The sequence below is a fragment of the Pirellulales bacterium genome (genome assembly GCA_036490175.1).
Taxonomy (GTDB): Bacteria; Planctomycetota; Planctomycetia; order Pirellulales; family JACPPG01; genus JACPPG01.
The window spans coordinates 1-21487 of the sequence record DASXEJ010000142.1 but is presented as its reverse complement, the minus strand read 5'-3'; the positions used below and the strand labels follow the sequence as shown (position 1 = coordinate 21487).

Here is a 21487-nt window from a genome sequence, read left to right as displayed (position 1 = left end):
CGCCATCGGCACCCGTCGCGTGTCGCGTCGACGGATGCTGCCGGCGGCTGCGGGGCGGCGCGCCTAGAACGTTAAACCTCCGCGTACCATCACCGTGCCATGGGGATACGTGGTGGGAGTGAAGCCGCTGCGATACTCCAAACGACGATTGAATACATAGCCGACTTCGATATTAGCCCGCCGCTGGTTGAAGCCGATCCATTCGGTGCCGATGCTCAACCGCAAATCGTTGTAGTCGACGACGTCGCCGAATCCGCCCAATTGCGAACGGTGAATGGTCCAGGTATTGCCGCCATATTCACCTTCAATGAATCCCCACAGGTTGGAGTTGCGCACAGTGGCTATGCGGTGCATCAACTTGGGGCGAGGAAAAAATAGTTCAAAGCGACTGTCGGGGTCAGGAGTCCAGATGGCACCGCCTGCCGGCAATAGTCTGACCGAAAGACGATCGAGATACACCGCTCCTGCCACCAGCGTCCATTGAGGATTGAGCGCGTACAGCCCCAGGGCACGTCCCGGAGTGCGCAGGCTGCGCGAAGTTACGTAAACGAAGTCCGTGTACATACCGACGCGTACCGCCAGATCGGCGCTGAACCGCGGTGTGATCTGAGGCTTCCATGCTGTGTCGAGATAAGCGTCGTAAGTCTCGGGCGGCATCTCAGGCCCGAGGGCGGGAGCCGTGTTGAAACCGTTCGAATTAGGGCCATTCCAGAAGTGCGCAGCAAAGCCTGGCGTCACCAGGAATGGATTGCGAAAAATCGGAATGGCAAAGGTGGCGCTGACTTCCGTATCGGTAATACCCAGGTTGTTCCCCGTGTTGTTACCGGCGATGTAGGTATTGTCGAAGTCGACTTGCTGAAAAAATCGTGTGGCATTGCCGATAAATGTGGTCGGCTGCCCCGGCGCGGCTGCCCCGGCGGCCGGATCCACGGCCGCGGGGGGCGGACCCGAGGCGTAGGGATCCCAAGCGGGCGCCGCCGCCCCAGGTGCGGGCGCGGGGGGCGCATACGCCGGAGGTGGCGTCGCAGGCGGAGGGGTGTACGGGCTTCCCTCAGGGACTGTGGAGGGAAACTGCACCCGCTGGCCCGAGGCCACGGTGGCAGCAAACATTATCAGGGCGGCCGACAGGCCGCGCAAGGTAAACACGTATCTCAGAGGGAAATCCTCGCGTGCGATTTGCGACGCACTGACATGATGAGCAGATGAGTGCCGCGTTCAATACCAGGGACCGCACCGGCGGTCAAGGGCGACCGGGCAGTAGGTCGCTTTGCGGACCATCCTGAGCCGCATCTCAGGCGTTTGCCTTCCCGGCGAACCTCGGTACGATAGCGTTGCTTCGCCAGCGAGGAGCGGGCCAGCATCCACACCCTTCCCAGAAATCCGAGAACTGCCGTGGACGTCGATCAAGCCGAGCAGCTGCGCAACCAGAAGACGCAAATTCGCGAGCAGGCACATGCCAATCGCCGCGCGCAGGTGGACAAAGAGATCCTTAGCGAGCGGATTTGCCGCACGTTCATCGAACTGCCCGAGTACACGGCCGCCCGTACCGTAATGTTCTATGTCGATGTGCGTACCGAGGTCCGGACAAGGCAATCTCTGCCCGAGGCGCTCCTGCACGGCAAGCGCATCATCGTGCCCTACTGCGTCGAGGGAGAGCTCGAGCTGTTTCATCTGGAGAATATGGATGAATTGGCCCTGGGGATGTACAAGATATTGGAGCCCAAGACCGAATTGCGCGACCAGCCCGGCAAACGCGTACCGGTCGACGAGCTAGACCTGGTGATGGTGCCAGGCGTCGCCTTCGATCGTCGCGGCGCCCGGATGGGACACGGCAAGGGCTACTACGACAAGCTGCTAGAGCACGCGCGCCCGGACGCGCCGCTAGTGGCCCTGGCCTTTGAATGCCAGCTGTTTCCCGAGATCCCCACGCAGGCGCACGATGTGTTCATGGACAAGATCGTAACCGAAACCACCATCCACACCGGCAGAGGGCGGGGATCGGCGTGAGTCACCGAGCCGAAGTTGAAGACACCTACGCCGAGGCATTTCGCAGCATCTATGCAGAAGTGCTCATCACAGCCCGCGATCGCACCTGGCTCGATCATGCTGTCGCCGCTGCGACAGGCAACGCATCCAGTACCATCTTGTGCGATTGTGAAGCAGGATTGGACCGCTACGTCGGCCCTGGCGGCGACAACAGTCAGCCGACTCCCGACGGACGGCCCGGCGCCGTAGTCCAGTTCCACGTCCCACGGTTTCGCAAGGATCGCGTCGAGGCGCTCGAGCGCTCTTTGTTGGTGCGCATCAGCCAAAACGTGCTGACGTGCGCGACAACGGCCTGCTTCAACCTGATCGATAGCGACCCGTATTTCAAACTAGGACGAAAGATCGCCTTCTTCGGCGACGGGCATCAGTTTCGCGACACTCGGTGGGGACGTCGCATATGGGTCATCCCCATCTTGGGAGGCGAATTTGCGCTGGATCGTCGATTCGGCTACCGCGACGGTCTGATGGGAGGCAACCTGTGGTTTATGGGAAATAGCGTCGACTCAGCTCTCGCCGCAGCCGAGCGTGCAAGCCGCGCCGTAGCAGCTATGCCTGGCGTGATCATGCCCTTTCCCGGTGGCGTGGCGGCCAGCGGATCCAAGGCCGGCAGCAAATACTCGTTCTCGATCGCCAGCACCTACGCCGAATTCTGCCCAACGCTTCGTGATCGGTTGTCGGACAAGTCGCAGGTACCGGCCGGCGTTCAATCGATCATGGAAATTATCATTAACGGCAGCGACCTGTCCGCGATCGTTCGCGCGACGCATGCCGCTATCGAGGCGTCGGTCGATACTCCGGGACTGGTCAAAATCTCTGCCGGTAATTACGGCGGCCGTCTTGGAAAAAGCTTCGTCTATTTGCATCCGGATAAGCAGCCGGGGTGAGGCGATGGCAGTTCGCCCGGATTCGCTGTTCTGTCGATCGAGCTTCATTGCATCCGTCGTTGCATTGGACGCAATTACCAACCACCGGCTGTCTATCGCTCACTACTCCCATGGCCACGGACTTTGACGTCGAACGTTTATTGCGCGACGGCGGTCTGGCGCATGTCGAACACCACGCCAGTCTCGGTTCGACGAATGATCGTGCCCGCGCGATCGCGCAGGACCTGGCCGTCGGTGAAACCGCACTTGTGATCGCCGACGTACAGACCGCCGGGCGCGGCCGCGGTTCGAATCGCTGGTGGACCGGATCGGGGAGTATAGCTTGCACCCTGCTCTTCGATCCCGCTGCCCGCGGAATCCTAAGGCAACACTTTCCGCTGATTTCGTTGGCAACAGCCGTGGCGATCGTCGACGCTGTGGGTGCCATCGTGCCACCCGGGCCGATAGGATTGCACTGGCCCAACGACGTGTTTGCCGCCGACCGCAAGCTGGCCGGAATCCTGGTCGAAGTGCTGCCCGACGGAAAGCACATCGTAGGTATTGGCCTGAATGTCAATAACCGGCCGGCGGATGCGCCGGAAGAACTCCGCGACAGAGCCGTCTCGCTGGGAGCGTTAACGGGGAGCACGCACGCTCGCACCGACGTGCTGCTGGGCATTCTGGCGCGACTGTGGCCCAACTTGGCTACGCTAGCCGTTGATCCCACGCAGATCGCACGGTGGGCCGATCGCGCCTGCTTGCAGCACGATCGCACGCTGACACTGCAAACAGGGGACCGTCGCATCGAAGGCGTCTGCGTCGGGATCGCGGACGACGGGGCCTTGCTGTTGCGCACCGATCGCGGCGCCGAGAAGTTCTACTCGGGTGTGTTGATTCACGCCTGAGGCTTTGGCGTTACCAATCGTTCGAATCGCGGCGTTTGGCCTGGGCGACTTGCCATCCGCCACGGCCATGGCGTCGCGCCGGTCGCACCGCAGCCACGCAGATTTCCTGTCGTCCGTGCTGCAACTGGCGCGCTGCGACGCGCGGATATCCCCACGACTCGATACGCGCCAGGTAATCCGGCACCCCGGCAGCCAGCTCCCAATCGAGCAGCTTGAGCGTGAGCAGCAGGCCCTCGACGTGGACCTCGGGATGTGTGACGATTGCCTCGACCGCATCGAGCGTGTAGTCCGGCGCCACGTTCATGTCGGCGGCGAGCCAGCGGGTTTTGCGAAATTCGCGCCGCCGCACGTCCGAAGCCCGCTTGCGCAGATGGGTGAAGTTTTTCTGAGCGAGCACGTCCGCGTGCATGGCGGCCGGATCGATCCCGGTGACAAGAAGGCCGCGCTCCAACAACAACTGGCAACTGCCTCCCGGGGCACAGCCCAATTCGACGAATTGCTGGCCAGCGGCAATCGGCAGCCGCGACCAATCAAGGGCCTCGGCCATTTTCAAGTAGGCACGCGAAATGGCATTCTCGGGCAACACCAGATCATCGAGGCCGCCGGCACGGCAAGAGGGTCCAAGGCGTGCCCGATGAAAGCCTAGCCACCACTCGTCGGAACTGGCCAGTACGCAATTCAAAACCAAATCGCCCGGCTTTGCGATCGCGTCGGCGCGACTCATTACCACTGCCCGGGCGGGGACGGTGCTTAGTAAGGCTGCACGAGCTGAGGCAGCGGCATCGCTCGCGGCGGGCTCGTAGCCATGATCTCCGGCGGCGCGCAGATCGCGCTGCCAGACGTGCAAACGCGCGAAGGATCGCCCCTCGGCAAGCTGCCATGCCGCGCGGGCCAGTTCCTCCTGATTCGTGCCCTTGACTTTGCCAAGCGTGAATCCCGTTGCGCGGGCGAACACCGATTGCGGATCAAAATCATCCGCCAACGCAGGCTGCCCGGGCAGTTTGAACGTCAGAAAGCCGGGACGCGAGTAGGCAAAGCGAAAGTCGGGCCAGCGGCGGGCGAATTCGCCCTTCACTGCCGCTTCGGCGCCCACCTGGCAGGTAACAAACAAGAACTGCGACTCTCTGTCCATGAATCCTCTAAACGTGTCGAGAAACCAATCGTCCCCGCGCCGCAATTCACTTCAACTAGAAGTACTTGGCCCGTCCGACCACAGCTCCGGGCTCCGCGGCGATTCCGAAATGTCTTACACCGAGACCGCAGTCAGCACGCGCGCCGGAACTTCGACGCGCACCAGAATCGATTTGAACGCGGGGGTCCTGGAAGCCGGGTCCGCATGACGTGGCACCAGCACGTTGGCTTCCGGATAGTACATCAGCACATTGCCCGACTTGATCTCCTCGAAGGAACGGACCAGGATGTTCGGCAATCGCCCGACTTCGCTGGAGATCGTAACGCGCTGTTCGGCGCGTAGGCCAAGCCGCTCGATGTCGGCCGGATTCATCAAGATCACGTCGCGTCGATCCTGCCCACGATAAAGATCGAAATCTTCGTACACCACGGTATTGAATTGTCCTTCGCTGCGGACTGTCATCAACCGTAAGTGGCCATTGCCGCCGGCAAGGTCGGGCAGATCGTGCAGCTTGAGCCGGGCCTTGCCGTCGGGCGTGGCAAAACGCGGCACGTGAAACGTACGCCCCGGGATCTGAAACTCTTTCTTTGTTTGATCGATCGTGGCTATCTGTTCGAATCCTGGCACGATTTGCGCGATGGCCTCGCGAACCCTGTGAGTGTTTTGCATACCGCGCCAATCGATAGGATGGTCAGGCCCCAGCACGCGACCGGCCAGGTCGGCGATCGTTTCGACTTCGCTGCGCGGTCCTTCGTGCCGCGCCGGCCCACCATCACTGAGACGCACAAAGTTGAACATCGATTCTTGCGTCGTCGGCTGCGGCTCTTCATCCCGTGCGAGTACCGGCAGGATGATGGTTTCCTCGGCCAACCCATGCGCGTGACCGGTATTGAGCGTCGTATTCAGGTACACGATCATTCCCAGCTTGTCGATCGCGCCGGCGGCGAACGTGGCATCGGGATTCGAGCCGAACAAGTTACCACCCAGACAGAAGCCGAATCGCAGGCGTCGGGCCTCGGCCGCTTCCATGCAGGCCAAAGTGTCGAGCCCTGCGGTGGTCGGCAGAGTGACGCCAAAATGGGATTGCAGCCGCTCGAAGACCGCGTCCTTTAGCTTTGGCGAGACGCCAACCGAACCGATCCCCTGTACGTTCGAATGGCCGCGAATGGGTAATAAGCCGGCGTGGGGCCGACCGACCATGCCGCGAAGCAGGGCCAGATTTGTAATGGCCTCGACATTTTGCACGCCGTGCAAATGGTGCGTGATGCCCATCGTCCAGGCAAAGACTGCATTCTTGGCCTGCGCATAGCGATCGGCGATCGCATCGATGTCTGACTTGGCGACGCCGCTACGATTTACGATCTCGGACCAGTCGAGTTGACGCAAGTGGGCAAGTAATTCGGGCGCTCCCTGACAATGATCGCGCAGGAAAGTCTCGTCGGCCGCTCCCAACTCGACAATTCGTTTAGCAATGCCCGTCAATAACGCCAGGTCGCCGCCAATGTCGGGCTGCACATACAAGGTGGCGATGGGGGTGCCGAACAGCATGCTGCGCGGGCTGCTGGGCACGCGAAAGTTCACCAGCCCGATCTCGCGCACCGGATTGATCACGATCACCTCACCCCCGCGACGGCGCAAGTGCATCAGCGAGGTCATCAATCGCGGATGGTTACTGGGCGGATTACCCCCAATGACGAATACCAGGTCGGCATGGTCAAGGTCCTCGAGCGCCAACGTCGCCGTACCGGTGCCAAGGGTATTGTTCAGCCCGACGCCGCTTGCCTGGTGACAATAGAAACTGCAATTGTTGACGTTATTGGTGCCGTAAAGTCGGGCAAAGAGCTGCACCAGGAAACCGGCTTCATTCGAACTGCGGCCGCTCGTGTACCAGAAGGATTCGTCCGGACGGATTGCCCGTAATTTTTCGGCGATCCTCGCCAGCGATTCGTCCCAGGAGATCGTTTGATAATAGTTCTCGCCGCGAGCGTGGCGCACCGGCTGGGTGAGCCGACCACAATTCTCGAGTTCGCGTGGCGAGAATCTTTGCAGCTGCGCCATCGAGTAAGTTGAAAAGAAATCGGGGCCGATACCTCCCTGCATGTCCGAGACCATGGCCTGCAACGACTTTTTGCAGACCTCGGGAAAGCGTCCCGCTTCATTGACCATGCCGCCAGCCTGCCCCCCCATTCCCAAAGCGCAGGTCTTGCAAGCATTGCGCGAGCGCATGGCCTTCCACAGCTTCCAGAGGCCGCCGGCCTGGCGGGCTTTGTAGAAGGTATAGCGAATGGCCTGCCAGCCACCGCCCGAGGTTCGTTTCTTCATATCCGGCTCGCACAACGACCTACACTATTGCCCACACTTGCAGTTTAGTCCTGGGTGCCGCTTGGCACAAAGGGCGGCCCATAACGGTCTCATAATGGTCAGGGCGCGATGCGAGGGGTAAACAAGGTACTTCCTGACACATTCAACGTGCCAGATTTGCTATAGTTACCGCCATGCGATCGGTCGACTGCCGATCAACCACCGCCCTTCCCGGAACGCGGTGTGACGACGTATAGTTCCGACTTGCGAATTCGTCACGTCTTGCCAGCCGTTCGATTCCGCGCCCATGATCCTGCTCAACGTCGTCAACATCATCAAGCACTTTGGTCCAGACCCAGTTCTGGATGGTGTCGCGTTCGAGGTGCGGCCTAACGACAAAATCGGGCTGGTCGGACCGAACGGCGCCGGTAAGACCACGCTGTTATCGATTCTCGCCGGCCGTCAGAGTGCCGATGCGGGCAGCGTCGAGCTGCACTCCTCGGCGCGATTGGAGTACCTGGAACAGCAGCCCACGATTGTGCCGGGCAGGACGCTATGGGACGAGGCAGCCTCGGCGCTAGAGAGCCTTACGGCGCTCGCGCGCGATGCCGAACAGACGGCGCAGCAATTGAGCGTTGCCGTCGATCCAACGGAACACAGACGGCTGGCCGCCCGCTACGACCGCCTGCAGCATGAGTTAAACCATCAGGACGCCTATAACATCGATCATCGAATCGAGCGGGTGCTGGAAGGCTTGGGCTTTTCACGTGAAAACTTTCGGCAGCCCGTCGAGCAACTCAGCGGCGGCCAACATAACCGACTGCTGCTGGCCCGGCTGTTATTGAGCGAGCCGGACATCATGCTGCTCGACGAACCCTCAAACCATCTAGATGTGGAAGCGACGCAGTGGCTCGAACGTTTACTGGCCGCTAGCGAACAGGCCATGATCGTGGTAAGCCACGACCGTTACTTTCTCGACAAAGTGACGAACCGTACGCTCGAGCTGTTTAGCGGGACGGTTGATGACTACACGGGCAACTTCTCGGCCTATTGGCGGCAAAAGGCGCAGCGCCTGGAAGTGCAGGCACGTACCTACGAAAAGCAGCAGGAGTTTATCGCCAAGACCGAAGACTTTATCCGGCGCAATCACTACGGGCAAAATCATGCGCAAGCAGAGGATCGGCGTAAAAAGCTGGCACGGCTTGAACGTGTCGCCCCGCCACGCACGATTGCTGCCCCACCGATGGGCTTTACACAGGCCGACCGTACGGGCGACATTGTGCTGCGCGCCGAGCATGTGACCAAGTCCTACGACCGGCTGCTATTTGACGATCTGTCCTTTGATATTTTGCGCGGCGAGCGGTGGGGCATTCTCGGCCCCAACGGCTCTGGCAAGACGACACTGCTGCGCTGCCTGGTTGGTGAGGAAAAGCCGGACAAGGGGCAAGTCATCACCGGAGCGCGCGTGCGCGTCGGTTATCACGACCAAATGCTGCGCAGCCTGGACGCCGACCAGCCGGTCGTGGATGCCATTCGGCCGGCAGGCAAGCAATTCAACGAGCCGCAGCGTCGCGGGCTGCTCGCGCGCTTTGGACTAACAGGAGACGCGGTGTTTCAACGGGTCGACAGCCTCAGCGGGGGCGAGCGCAGCCGCGCGGCGCTCGCGCAGCTCGCTGCCGATAATGCCAACGTGCTGGTTCTTGATGAACCGACGAACCATCTCGACCTGTGGGCCTGCGATGCGCTGGAGCGGTCATTGGCGGCGTTCGAGGGCACGGCGCTGCTGGTCAGTCATGACCGTTATTTTCTCAATCGCGTTGTCGATCATCTGCTGGTGGTCGAGCCGGGCCGTTTCCGCGTGATCGACGGGAACTACGACGCGTATCTTCACCTGGTCGAGCAAGGTCTCGCCGGTGACGCGACGATCACTAGCGAAACGTCGGACAAGAAGACATCGACGCCCAAGCGAGCGGCACGCGCCGATAAGGCGGCAAAGCCGAAGCGCAAGTTTCCGTATCGAAAAGTAGCGGACATCGAGACCGAGATATTCCAACGCGAGCAGCGTCTGGAGCAGCTGCACGCGGAACTGGCCACGCCCGAAGCCTTGCGCGACGGACAACGCGTGCGGCAACTACAGACAGACATTGTCGCGGAGCGCGCGGCACTAGAAGCGCTCTATCCGCACTGGGAAGAAGCGTCGGAACTGAATTGAGTTTGCCGGTCAGAATCAGCCGCGTAATCTAATCCGCGGAGCCACGGCCCGGCTCATTTCTTTAAGAGGAACTGGACCGCGGCCGGCGCCTCTTTGTCTTCACCGTCGGAATACGCGGTAACAGCACTCCCCTGCCCTGCCGCTTGGTAGGTGGCGCGGACGATTTCCGGCAGTTCGTTTTTTTCGCCGGCCAACCACAGCGGATGAGGTGCGCCAAGTGCCAGGAAGGCTAGCACATCGCCGTACTTGACAGCGCCGGGCAAGAAATTGATGTCGTCGATCTCGGTCAACTTAGCAAATCGAAATCCGGCGGTGTCGATCGCGGCACGGTCGACGGCATCGCCCGCCTGCGCCAGCGCAGCCGCGGCCCAAGCCCCTGCACCGTCGAGGCCCACCAGGTGTACGCGCTCGGGCTTCTGGTCGTGGTTTTTCACAAAGGCCACGAGTGTAAGAAGATCCTGCACGCGCTCGGCAAACACCGTGTGGTTATAGCCCGTGGTAAAGGCCGAGCATGCGCGGTCATTTTTTACGCGGCGGGCTTTCGCCGGAGGGACGCCATCGGCATTGAATTCCCCCTGATACAGCAGATCGACGCCGGCTACCGCGCATCCGGCATCGAGTAGGGCCCGCACGGCAGGCTGGGGGCTGCCGTCGCTGCCAAACAGGCCGGCCTTGCCCGCTTCGTCTGCCCAGATCACGACCTGCTTGTTCCATTGATTGGGAAGGAAGAACAGAACGGGCAGCTCCGAGCCGTGTTCCTTGTTGCGCAATAGCCCCAAATACTCGACGTAAGTTCCGCGACTGTTCTCGGCAACGTTTTCGTACTCGATCTCGGCCGCCGCGGGCAAACGATGCCCAATCAGCACGTCGACGGCCCCACCGACGACGCGGCGGTATTCGGCAAGGCTCGTTGCATCCTTGGGCGTGAGAGCCAGCAATTGCTTGTCGGCCTCGTCGGTCATGTAACGTAGCAATGTACGTTCATAGTCATCGCCCGAGGGAGGTTGCGGATGAGCATCATCCCACACCGTCATTTCGGCGATCGTGAGAGGTTGGTAATCTTCTTCGACAACAGGCTCGTCAAGGTCGAGCTTGAAGTGCCCGTTGAACCAGCTATACATCACCGCCCGGCTGACATAGTTGTAGTTGTGGCCAAAATGGTTGAGCGACTTGGCCATCACGAGATTCTGCTTCTTGAACAGGCCGTACAGCTTTTGTAATTCGGGCAGCCCCTTGGTGCTGATCTCTTTGGTCCAGTCGTCGGCGCCGGTCATGCCCAAAGGTTTCGGAGCGAACAATCCCGCAAACTCAACGTTACCGGTATCCACACGCAACAACGGAGCGTTTTCACACGTGCAGCCCCCTTGCATGCCGGTGGAAACCATCACAGCAGGAAATGCCACGGCAGGGCGCGGGTCGATACCGCACAGGACGAAAGTTTGGGTGCCGCCACCGCTCGCGCCGGTGACGCCGATCCGTTCAAGATCAACGTCAGGCAACGTGCAAAACCAGTCCAGCGCCCGCTGCGAGTTGTAGGTTTGCAGTCCCATGATCGATTGCAAGTGAAGCTCTGCTTGCGGGCTGAAGAAGCCCCAGTTCTCGGCGGTTTCCATTTGCGGACGTCGCTTCATGTAGCGGTGGGCGACGTCGAACGAAATCTGCTTGCTGTCCGCGTAGCCCACCATGTCGTAACTAAACACCACGCAGCCCATGCGGGCGAGCTGAACGCATAGCGACTGCAGAGGGCTGCGCGCGCCTAATTCAAAACGTTCCGCTCCTTCGACGAGTTGCTTGCGGACGACTTTCTCGCCGGCGTCGTGAAAACGACCGTCTTGCCAATGACCGTGCGGAAAGAGGACACCGGGCAATTTGCCGCTCAGCCCCTTCGGTCGGTACAAGCTGCCGGTGACAAAATGGCCAGGATAGCTTTCCAGATAAACGCGCTCGACCGTGTACTCGGGGCGATCGACCTTGCCGTGTATGACGGCGTTCGCAGGCGTATGTTCCGGCATGGGCCAGAGCCCCTGCGAAACCAGAATTTGCCGTCTGACATCCTTGGCACGTTCCTGCCAATGGGCCTCGCTGTCGGGAACGTGAAAGGGAAACTCGCCATTAAGATCCTTGAGCGGGGCTAACCGGGCGTCGTTGGGGACCTTGTCCACGGGCAACACACTCGGGGCGCCAGGAGTCGGATCAGCCCACACTTGCACTGGTGAGACTATTAGGGCGTAGCAACACGCCGCAGACAGAATAACAGCGCGGCACGAAGGGATCGTCGCGAGCATGATCAACTCCCGGGGCAGGCAGGGGTGGAGAGTCGCAGGTGGGCCTCGTCTCATGCCCCACTGTAAATCAAGCGGCGCGCTCAATCCAGCGGGCCGGGCCTCTTGGCGTTTCAGAAGTCGAGGTCGACCCTTGCAGCAGCCCAGAGACTGACTGAGAATGACGCCGGGGGCTCCTCGCGCGTTTCCAGCTCTTTCTCTATCTTGGATCACTCGAGTCAGAGGGTGTTATTGCCGATGCGCAAGCGCATATTGCAAGTCGTGGCCGCGATCGTGGTGCTGCTCATCGTAGTCATGGTCGGAGTCGGATGGTGGGCCCAGCAAAAGGTCGCAGCCAGCCTGCCGCTGCTCGACGGCGAAGTCCAGGTAACGGGCGTCTCCGGTCCCGCCACGATCGAGCGCGATGGCCGCGGCATCGCCACGATTCGTGCCGACAAGCGCACGGACGTGGCATTTGCTTTGGGCTTTGTACACGCCCAGGATCGATTTTTTCAGATGGATTTATTGCGGCGCAACTCGGCGGGTGAATTGGCAGAATTGGTTGGGCCAGCAGTGCTCGAGGCCGATCGGCGCGTCCGGGTTCACCGCTTCCGCGATGTGGCACAGCGGCTGCTCTCTGCGTCGGAAACGGACGAGTTGGCGCTGCTCAATGCCTACGCCGCCGGAGTCAATGCCGGGCTGGCCAAGTTGAAGGCGAAGCCATTTGAGTATCTCCTTTTGGGCATCGAGCCGGCGCCGTGGAAGCCCGAGGACTCGGCGCTGGTCATGTTCTCGATGTACCTCGACCTGCAGGGGGAGGATTACCGCGATGAGGCCACGCTGGGCCTGATGCACGACATACTGCCCGAAGAGGTGTTCGATTTTCTCGCGCCGCGCGGCACCGAATGGGATGCGCCGATAGATGGTGAGGCGTTTGCCACGCCGGGCATTCCGGGTCCAGAAGTATTCGACACCCGCAAGCTTGATGCCGTGGCGCGCGCGCAATTGCTTCCGCTCGGTGCCCCCTTGCCCGAGACGCCCGTGCATCTTGGGAGCAACAACTGGGCAGTGTCAGGTAAACGAACTGCAGATGGACGCGCAATGGTGGCAGATGACATGCACCTGGGAATTCGCGTTCCCCACGTGTGGTATCGCACCTCGTTGGTTTGGCGTGGCAACGACGGCACGGGCGACGAGCAACATATGACGGGCGTTTCGCTGCCTGGTACTCCGGCCATCGTTGTGGGAAGCAACGGCCACGTAGCCTGGGGATTCACCAATAGCGAAGGTGATTGGGTCGACGTGGTAATCGTCGAACCCGATCCGAACGACAAGGACTCTTACCTCACGCCCGACGGCCCGCGCAAGTTTGAGCATCACACGGAAGTGATTCACGTGGCTGGTTCCCCCGATGAAACGCTCGAAGTGGTAACGACCATTTGGGGACCGCTCATGGACGAAGACCAGGAAGGCCGCCCACGGGCTCAACGGTGGGTGGCGCACGATCCAGCAGGGGTGAACATGGGACTGCTGAAGATCGAATCGGCGAAAACGCTGGAGGAAGCTCTGCGGCTGGCCAACCTCAGCGGCTCGCCGGCGCAGAATCTTGTCGTGGCCGATGATCAGGGACGGATTGCCTGGACAATTCTGGGGCGTATTCCGCGCCGTGTTGGTTTCGACGGCCGGCTTCCGTCGTCCTGGGCCGACGGCCAGCATCGCTGGGACGGTTGGCTGGCACCGGAAGAATATCCACGCGTGATCGATCCCGAGGACGGACGCCTGTGGACTGCCAATGCACGGGTCGTCAGCGGCGACATGCTGGCCACTGTGGGGGACGGCGGTTACGACTTGGGTGCCCGCGCCCAACAGATTCGCGATGACTTGCGTGCTGTCGATACGGCAACCGAGGCAGACATGTTGAGGATCCAATTGGACGATCGGGCTGTGTTTCTCGAGCGCTGGCGCACGTTGCTGTTAGACCTATTATCGCCGGAAGTGATTGCCGATAACCCTCAGCGCGGCGACTTGCGCAAGCAGGTTGAAAACTGGGGTGGGCATGCGGCAGTGGATTCGGTCGGGTTTCGCGCCGTACGGACATTCCGGCACCGGCTGGTGGCGCAACTGTCAGACGTGCTGGTGACGCCGTGCAAATTGGCGGACAAGAACTTCGCGATCGCGCACCTCGACCGCACCGAGGGCCCAGTGTGGCGACTAGTTTCCGAGCGACCAGAACATCTGATCGATCCGCGTTTCAAAAGCTGGGACGACCTACTACTGGCCGCAGCCGACGCGGTGATCGCCGAGGCCCAGGGAGGCAAATCGGCCTTGGACGGTTACACGATCAAGTCTCGCGCCACCCCACAGCCCGGCGCGACGCTGGCCGATTACACATGGGGCAACCACAATACGACCCGCATCCAACACCCGCTGAGCCTGGCGGTGCCGTCCTTGGCAATCTGGCTCGACATGCCGGCCCAGGCGTTGCCGGGAGATTCGGAAAACATGCCGCGAATTCAGGCGCCGGCCATGGGTGCCTCGCAACGAATGGCCGTCTCACCCGGCCATGAGCAAGATGGGTACATGCACATGCCGTGTGGTCAAAGCGGCCACCCCTTGTCGCCCCACTATCGCGACGAGCACGAAGACTGGGCCGAAGGGAAGCCAGAGCCGTTCATGCCGGGCGCGGTGGTGCATACGCTGATGCTGAAGCCGGCGGCGTAGATAATGCCCTGAGCATCCTCAGCATCCGCCCGCGTGGGTGATGCGCATGGTCAAGGAGTAACGGGGGCAGCTTATCGCATCGCAAGCCGCGGCGACTGATCAATAGCGGATACGCGGTCAAGCGAGTATTACTCGAAAAGATATGACACTACTCTTCCAACTGCGGGAGTCGTAGAATCCTTGCATGTCTATCAACGACGATCAGGTGGCGGTTTTTGCTGACGCCCGGCCGGGTTTGGCGTATATGGTGCGCAATCGGCTGACCGAGGCCGGCATCAAGTCGTACATCGACAACGAAGCCCTCCGCTATGGGGCCAATGAGCTATTGCCCGCAGTGATTCCGCCACGGGTATTTGTCTCAGCGGACGATGCCGAGGCCGCTCGCCACATCGTGGCTGAGTTCAAGATCGAAGAGAACGAGCCGAGCAGCGAACCAAGCAACGCCGAGATCGGCAAGTGCCCCACGATCGTGGCCGACTCACGGCAGGGCATGAGTATCAACCATCACGACTGCGAGGATCAGGTACGGCCCTCGTGCCCGCAGTGTGGCCACGGGCGGATGACCGTCTGCCCCTACTGCGAAACGGCCAGTGCGGATTTCAGCACGGCCGACGAGCCTCCGGCCGCCAGCGGCGAACGGGCCGGACGCCTGCTACTGTGCCACACCTGCGACGAACCGTTCGAGCCGACGTATTACCGTCGCTGCGAATGGTGCGGCCACGATTTCGGCTCGGGCAAAGAGTTGGCGACGAAGACGGTGGTCGAATATCTGAATGACCGGGTGATCGTGGCCATGATGGGACTAACGATCGCCGTGCTGGTGATCCTGGTCTACTTTGGCACGATCGTTAAGTGAAATGACAAATGATAAATGAACCTTGCCGAGCGTCGACCGCTGGGGCACGACCTGACACGGACATTAATCATTCGCCATTTTGCACTGGTCGTTCTATTACGTGCTGAACTCCGGCCGGCGGCGTTCCAGCTGGCTCTGCAGCCTTTGCACGATCGAGCTGTGCATCTGGCTCACGCGGCTCTCGGAAAGATCGAGAGTGGCGCCGATCTCTTTCATCGTCAGCTCCTCGTAGTAGTAGAGGATGATGATGAGCCGCTCGTTGCGGTTGAGCCCTTTCGTCACGAGCCGCATCAAGTCGTTCTTCTGGATGCGGCGGGTCGGGTCTTCGCCCTTCTTGTCTTCCAGAATGTCGATCTCGCGCACGTCCTTGTAGCTGTCCGTCTCGTACCACTTCTTGTTAAGACTGATCAGGTTCACAGCGTTGGCGTCGAGGATCATTTTCTCGAGTTCGGCCACGCTGATGGTCATGTGCTGCGCAAGTTCCAATTCAGTTGGCTGCCGACCGATCTTGGTTTCGAGCGTCTTGATGGCCTCGTTCAGCTTGCTGGCCTTGGAGCGCACCAGTCGAGGCACCCAATCCATCGTGCGCAGCTCGTCGAGCATGGCACCGCGAATGCGCGGCACGCAATAGGTCTCGAATTTCACGCCACGCGTCAGGTCGAAGGCGTCGATCGCGTCCATCAGGCCAAATACGCCCGCCGAGACCAAATCATCCAGCTCGACCCCTTCGGGCAGGCGAGACCAGATGCGCTCGCCGTTGTACTTGACCAGTGGCAAGTACATTTCGACGAGTCGGTTGCGTAGGTCCTGATTATTGGGGTCTGCCTTGAAAGACTCCCAGATCTGGGTGACTTCTTCAGCAGCCACTGTCGTTACCATGCCATCCTCCATGAATCAGGCGAGCGACGTATTCGGAAATTGTGATGCCACGAGCGGCAATCCATCGCCGGTCGAAGGCAACTCACACGGTCGATTTATCTACGGAGCGCGTTTGCTTGAGCGGCAGACCCGTTTAGATGTGCAGAACTAGTTCCCGGCACGAGTCGTAAAAGGCTCGGTCGGAGCCCACTCATCATCGGTCGCTTGGCACCTGGTCGGTGCTTCGCGCCCCTAAATCCGAGGTGACCGCTACAGTTTGTCAAAGTTGCTCAAAGCGATACAGTTATCGGCCACTAGCCGCGTTGCGGTTGAGTAAATCCTTTTCTTTCCTGTCTGTGGGTCTTTGCCACGGCGAGCCTATCGACCGACCGCGCCAGCTCTTGCGCCGCGGCGCAGGCGGGGGCCTGGACGACAAATGGTCGTGCGTTGGCAGCAGCCGCCAGCACGGCAGAGTCCTGCGGTATCGAGCCGAGCGCGCGCACCTCGACACCGAGGAACCTCCGACAGGCACGCTGCAATCGCATGTGCGCGTCCTGGGCGGCCGATAGATCAGTGGACTGATTCACCAGTGAAGCAATGCGCAGCGGCTGGGATGCGTCGGCATGCGTCTTTACTGTCGCATAGGAGTTCATCACCGCGACATTGTCAGCCGTCGTGACCAGCACGACTTCGTCGACGGCCTTCCAGAAGTGCCGTGTCGTGGCGTCAACGACACTCCCCAGGTCGAGCAGAATCATGTCTACATGCGGGCCCAGGGTGCGCAAATCGTAAATGAATCGTTCCTGGGCGTGTGCCGACCAATCCAGTGCAGCATGCGCTCCCCAGCGGCCCAGCAAGATCTGGATTCCGGCCGGGCCGAGCTGCATGGCCTCGTGCAACGAACGAGTGCCAGAGAGTACGTCAGCCAGGCAATGTCCATCGCACACACCGGCGAGCGCGGCGACATCCGCGCGCTGCGGGTCGGCGTCGACCAGCATTGTGCGCCGTCCGTCGCGTGCCATGGCGGCGGCCAGGTTCAGGGCAACCGTCGTCGTACCGACTCCGCCCTTCCCACCGGCAACGGCCACTAGCCGCGGCGCACCAGCAGGCGCAGCATCAACCCTACGACCGCCTGCGTGCATAAGCGTTCTAAGGCGAAAAGCCTGATCCGGCACCACTGCGAACAATTCCTCTTAAATTCTTGTGTTTACAAAAAACCAGGGCTCGTTTGCGTAGCCTACACCGTGCCTTAGGACGGTCGCATTGGACATCTCTCTACACGGCTCATTGTGCTTGTCCGTAGACAGGCAAATCGACATCGGAAATCGCTTCTGTAGGACCGCTCAATGCTGGAACGCACCGCCTAACACGGTTTGCGCCAAGCGGTTCGCGTCGACCGACTCGATATCGTCTGGCACGTTCTGCCCGTTAGTCAGGTAACTTAACGGCAATCGCGCGTTGCGAGCCATCGGCAGCAGGTGCCCGAGGCCACTCGCCTCATCCAATTTGGTAAGGATCAGTGCCGTGGCGCCGGCCGGGGCGAATCGTTCGACGGTGACCGTCGAGCTGGCGGCACTGGCAGCGCTTGATAACACCAGGTGTACCTCGTCGGCGCGCGCCTCGGATAACAGCGCACGCAGTTCGCGAATCTTGATTTCGTCGCGTGGGCTACGGCCGGCCGTATCAACCAGAACTAGATCCATCTGCGCGAAGCGGTCGACCGCTTCGCGCATTTCGCGCGGCGTGTTTACGACCTGCATCGGCAAATCGATGATATCGGCGTAGGTGCGCAACTGTTCGACGGCCGCGATCCGGTAAGTGTCGACCGTGATCAGGCCCACATTCCATTTGTCGCGCAAACGAAAATTGGCAGCCAACTTGGCGATCGTCGTGGTCTTGCCGACACCGGTGGGTCCGATTAAAGCCACGACGCGGCAACGTCCATTTGTTACGCTGATCGGCGGGGCTACCGTGATATCTGATTCGACAATCTTTGCCGCACGCAAGCGCAAGGCCGCGGCATCGTCCAACTCGTGTGGCGGTGTTTGAAGCCGGACCCGTTCGACAAGGTCGCGGGCCAGATCTTCGGGCATTTCTCCGTCGATGAACTCGGCATATAGGCCGAAAAGCGATTCTGGCAGCTCCGGCTGGCTTGTACCGCGACTGCGCCGACAAAGATCCTCGACCATGGTCTGTAGCTCGGCCAGCTGACTGGCCACGTCCACCGTCGGGGAGGCCGTCGCCGTCTCGTCGTCGGCGAGCGACCGTCCTCGGGCCGCGCGTGAATGACCACTCAGCGGAAAGCGAGCCGGCACGACGACGTCGTTGGATGCGGTCACCTCGATCCGCCGCATGCCGGGGACCCATCCCAAGAATCGGCTCAGCGGAGCCTCGCGCGTGTGGAGTACGGCTGCTCCTGGCCCGAGATCGGCGCGCACCAGGCGCAATGCCTCTTGCATCGTGCTGGCGCGATAGGTTTTGATCTCCATATTCACTCCGTGGGTTTCCACGAAATCTCCCGTATTCAACAAAAAGAAGTCTGCTGGCACCACATTTTCAGGCAGCCACGCCGACTGCGTCGGTGATCATCGCCAGGCAATCGACATGTGTATCTTGTGTAATCTCGGCGTAGCTCAGTACGACCAGGTTTGGCAACCCAGCGGCCGTAATTTGCTTGAGAGGAACACGTATTTGCGGGCTCACCAAGACCACCGCCGGATGATCTTCGCGAACCAGGTTTTCGGCCTCCTCGCGGATGAGCCGACAAATGGCATCGCGTGCCGGCGGCGGCATCCTCACGGTAATTCCGCTATCGGTCTGTTCACAGCTGGCGCGAATCCGATCCTCTAGCTCGGGGTCGAGCGTCAGAACGCGCAATCGATGCTCGCCGTCTCGATAACGCGCACAAATGCTCCGTGCCAGCCGCTGGCGGACCAGCTCGGCCAGGGCCAGAGAGTCCGTGGTCCGCGGGGCACAATCGCCTAATGTCTCGAGAATCAACCCTAAGTGGCGTATCGATACCCCTTCGCGTAGCAACAGATGCAAGACCTGCTGCACTTCCGCCAGCTTCATGAGACCGGGAATCAACTCGTCGACCGCTGCCGGCGCCGTGGTTTTCAGCTCGTCAATTAGGTGGCGAGTGGCATCGCGCGTGAGCAAATCTGCCGCGTGTTTTCGAACCACTACCGTCAAATGGTGGGTAACAATGGTGGCCGGATCCCACACGGTATAGCCTTGTGTCTCGACATCGCGACGCTGTCCCTGTTCGACCCAAACTCCTGTCTTCTCGAAGGCCGTAATGTGAGTTGCCGCGCCGGCGATTGACTCCGTGACGTCGGCAGTGGGAATCGCTAACAGCATTCCGGGCCGAATATGCCCATCGGCCACGGGCACGTCGGCCACTTTGATCTGATATTGGTTCTGGTCAAGCCGGGTATTGTCTCGTATGCGCACCTTGGGCATCACGATGCCGATCTCGGCTGCAATCGCCTGGCGCACGCGCTGCACGCGACCCAACAGATCGCCGCCGCGTTTCGGATCGGCGAGCCGGATCAGGCCGATGCCGATTTCGATTTCCATGGGATCGATGGCCAGGTATTGCTCGACGCGCTGCTCGACTTGCTTCGTTTCGGTAGACGACTGCTGGGCAGCAACATCTCGGGCGCGACGGCGGCCACGCTGCAAAGAGACCGCCACAGCAACACAAATGCCACCAATCAGCAAGAGCGGCAACAGCGGTAATCTTGTAAATGTCAGGAATCCCAGAAAGACGGCCGTAACAATCAGCGCTTCGGGGCCTGTGAACAACTGGCGAATAAATTGAGCCGGTAAATCGGTCTCTTCGGTACTGCGAGTAACAAGCAGTGCCGCGGCAATGGAAATCAGAAATGCTGGCACCTGGGTGACGAGACCGTCTCCGATCGTGAGCTTGCTGAATACTTCGGCGGCAGTCCTCACACTCATGCCTGATTCGACAACCCCAATAAACAAGCCGCCGACGATATTGATGAGAATGATGACAATACCCGCTATGGCATCACCGCGGACAAACTTGCTGGCTCCGTCCATAGCGCCAAAGAAATCCGCCTGGCGCGTGACGTCGCTGCGGCGGCGTTGGGCCTGCTTTTCGTCGATCACGCCGGCTGATAAATCGGCGTCAATGGCCATCTGCCGGCCGGGCATGCCATCGAGGATAAATCGGGCGGCTACTTCGCTAATACGGGTGGCGCCCTTGGTGATCACGACGAACTGAATCACGATGATGATCAGGAAGATCACCAGTCCCACGACGACGCGATCTCCGGCGACGAACTCTCCGAAGGCGCGGACGACGCCGCCGGCCGCATCCAGACCATGAGTGGCCGCGCGCGTAAGAATTAAACGTGTCGTAGCGATATTCAACACCAGCCGGCCCAAAGTCGTGGCCAGCAGCAACGAGGGAAAAATGCTGAATTCGAGCGGGGTCCGCACGTAGACCGTGGTAAGCAGCATGATGACGGCCACGGCGATGTTGGCCGACAACAACAGGTCCATCAATGCCGGGGGCATTGGCACCAAGACGACCAGCAGGCTCGCCACGAGCCCAACCGGCAAAATCAGTGAGGACAGGCGCATCAGCACACTGGCGGTGCCGGCGCCTGGACCAGGTCCAGATGACACGGATTGCTCCCGCGTTCGCAGAGCTTGGAAATGAATCAGAAAACGGTGAAGTGAAGGGGGGCGACATTAATCAAATGCCCCCCCAATGTCTAGGGCGGTTTAACAATTCGAAAGCGTCCAGCTACTCTCCATGGTGCTCAGCCAATATTTTTCGCAAGTGTCCATGAGCTAATTGCTTAAACTACCAAGCCACGTGCCAATGTCGCTTGTCGCCGGCCGCCCCGCAGAGGTACGATAGGCGCCTAGTTGACCACAATCGGCTGTGCGCTTGTCGGCAGGCATCTGGATACTCTCCCAGCGTTCCCTGACGGCGGCCTGGCAGCATTCTAAATACCACGACTCTTGCCCAACTCATGAAAAAGGATTCGCGGGTGGACCCGGTTGCCGCTACCAAGCCGCAGAAACAGTCCAAGGAACGGGAATGGATGCCCATGTTCTGGGACGGCATGAATTTCCCGGGTTGGATGCGGATGATAACCAAGAACCGCTGCCACCTGCCTTGGCAGAAGTGGTATGCACTGCCGATGGTCACTGCCTTCAGTCTGTTCCATTCGGCCTATCGCTGCTGGCAATGGATCGTGGTGGGCTGGCTGGTCAAGAAGCGGATTGATTTCCCGCCGTTATTCATTCTGGGTCATTGGCGTTCGGGCACGACGCTGCTGCACGAGTTGCT

15 protein-coding genes are annotated in these 21487 nt (G+C 60.4%); 7 read left to right on the top strand and 8 right to left on the bottom strand.

The features are described from left to right. Nucleotides 1-63 precede the first annotated feature (63 nt). Nucleotides 64-1110, bottom strand: coding sequence for a hypothetical protein (locus tag VGG64_10765; protein ID HEY1600076.1), 1047 nt, complete (start codon nt 1108-1110; stop codon nt 64-66). A gap of 282 nt (nt 1111-1392) precedes the next feature. Between VGG64_10765 and VGG64_10760 the strand changes: the two genes are divergently transcribed. The 3 genes from VGG64_10760 (at nt 1393) to VGG64_10750 (ending at nt 3814) form a co-directional block, all read left to right on the top strand. Then, nucleotides 1393-2007 (top strand): 5-formyltetrahydrofolate cyclo-ligase, encoded by a 615-nt coding sequence (locus VGG64_10760; GenBank protein HEY1600075.1) that lies wholly within the window; start codon nt 1393-1395, stop codon nt 2005-2007. Continuing rightward, nucleotides 2004-2930 carry a formylmethanofuran--tetrahydromethanopterin N-formyltransferase gene (gene fhcD, locus VGG64_10755; GenBank protein HEY1600074.1) on the top strand — a complete coding sequence of 309 codons (927 nt, stop codon included), beginning with the start codon at nt 2004-2006 and terminating at the stop codon, nt 2928-2930. Before VGG64_10760 ends, fhcD begins: the two co-directional genes overlap by 4 nt. A 110-nt stretch (nt 2931-3040) precedes the next feature. Beyond that, on the top strand, nt 3041-3814 hold the full coding sequence (locus VGG64_10750) for a biotin--[acetyl-CoA-carboxylase] ligase (protein ID HEY1600073.1): 774 nt from the start codon (nt 3041-3043) through the stop codon (nt 3812-3814). Nucleotides 3815-3824: 10 nt separating this feature from the next. Here VGG64_10750 and VGG64_10745 read toward each other — a convergent pair whose 3' ends face one another. After that, entirely contained in the window at nt 3825-4946 is a 1122-nt protein-coding gene (locus VGG64_10745; GenBank protein ID HEY1600072.1) for an SAM-dependent methyltransferase, read from the bottom strand. Nucleotides 4947-5060: 114 nt separating this feature from the next. Further along, nucleotides 5061-7268 (bottom strand): FdhF/YdeP family oxidoreductase, encoded by a 2208-nt coding sequence (locus VGG64_10740; GenBank protein ID HEY1600071.1) that lies wholly within the window; start codon nt 7266-7268, stop codon nt 5061-5063. A 286-nt stretch (nt 7269-7554) separates the two neighbouring features. Here VGG64_10740 and VGG64_10735 point away from each other — a divergent pair, with 286 nt between their 5' ends. After that, nucleotides 7555-9459 (top strand): ABC-F family ATP-binding cassette domain-containing protein, encoded by a 1905-nt coding sequence (locus tag VGG64_10735; GenBank protein ID HEY1600070.1) that lies wholly within the window; start codon nt 7555-7557, stop codon nt 9457-9459. A gap of 53 nt (nt 9460-9512) precedes the next feature. Here VGG64_10735 and VGG64_10730 read toward each other — a convergent pair whose 3' ends face one another. Next, on the bottom strand, nt 9513-11621 hold the full coding sequence (locus VGG64_10730; GenBank protein HEY1600069.1) for an acetylxylan esterase: 2109 nt from the start codon (nt 11619-11621) through the stop codon (nt 9513-9515). Nucleotides 11622-11978: 357 nt separating this feature from the next. On the opposite strand from VGG64_10730, the gene VGG64_10725 reads away from it, so the two are divergent. Beyond that, on the top strand, nt 11979-14441 hold the full coding sequence (locus tag VGG64_10725) for a penicillin acylase family protein (GenBank protein ID HEY1600068.1): 2463 nt from the start codon (nt 11979-11981) through the stop codon (nt 14439-14441). Nucleotides 14442-14625: 184 nt separating this feature from the next. Continuing rightward, the gene (locus VGG64_10720) at nt 14626-15297 is read left to right on the top strand and encodes a DUF2007 domain-containing protein (protein ID HEY1600067.1); all 672 of its coding nucleotides are present in this window, start codon (nt 14626-14628) and stop codon (nt 15295-15297) included. A gap of 96 nt (nt 15298-15393) precedes the next feature. On the opposite strand, the gene VGG64_10715 is transcribed toward VGG64_10720, so the two are convergent. The 4 genes from VGG64_10715 to VGG64_10700 all read right to left on the bottom strand — a co-directional run bounded on the left by VGG64_10715 (nt 15394) and on the right by VGG64_10700 (nt 20814). Next, nucleotides 15394-16176 (bottom strand): FliA/WhiG family RNA polymerase sigma factor, encoded by a 783-nt coding sequence (locus VGG64_10715; protein HEY1600066.1) that lies wholly within the window; start codon nt 16174-16176, stop codon nt 15394-15396. A 293-nt stretch (nt 16177-16469) separates the two neighbouring features. Continuing rightward, on the bottom strand, nt 16470-17297 hold the full coding sequence (locus tag VGG64_10710) for a P-loop NTPase (protein HEY1600065.1): 828 nt from the start codon (nt 17295-17297) through the stop codon (nt 16470-16472). 201 nt (nt 17298-17498) lie between these two features. Next, nucleotides 17499-18704 carry a flagellar biosynthesis protein FlhF gene (gene flhF / locus VGG64_10705; GenBank protein HEY1600064.1) on the bottom strand — a complete coding sequence of 402 codons (1206 nt, stop codon included), beginning with the start codon at nt 18702-18704 and terminating at the stop codon, nt 17499-17501. A gap of 7 nt (nt 18705-18711) precedes the next feature. Further along, a complete protein-coding gene (locus VGG64_10700; GenBank protein HEY1600063.1) occupies nt 18712-20814 on the bottom strand; it encodes a flagellar biosynthesis protein FlhA in 2103 nt (700 codons plus the stop codon). 353 nt (nt 20815-21167) lie between these two features. Here VGG64_10700 and VGG64_10695 point away from each other — a divergent pair. Further along, the coding region (locus VGG64_10695) for a hypothetical protein (protein HEY1600062.1) at nt 21168-21487 on the top strand (320 nt) is incomplete at its 3' end.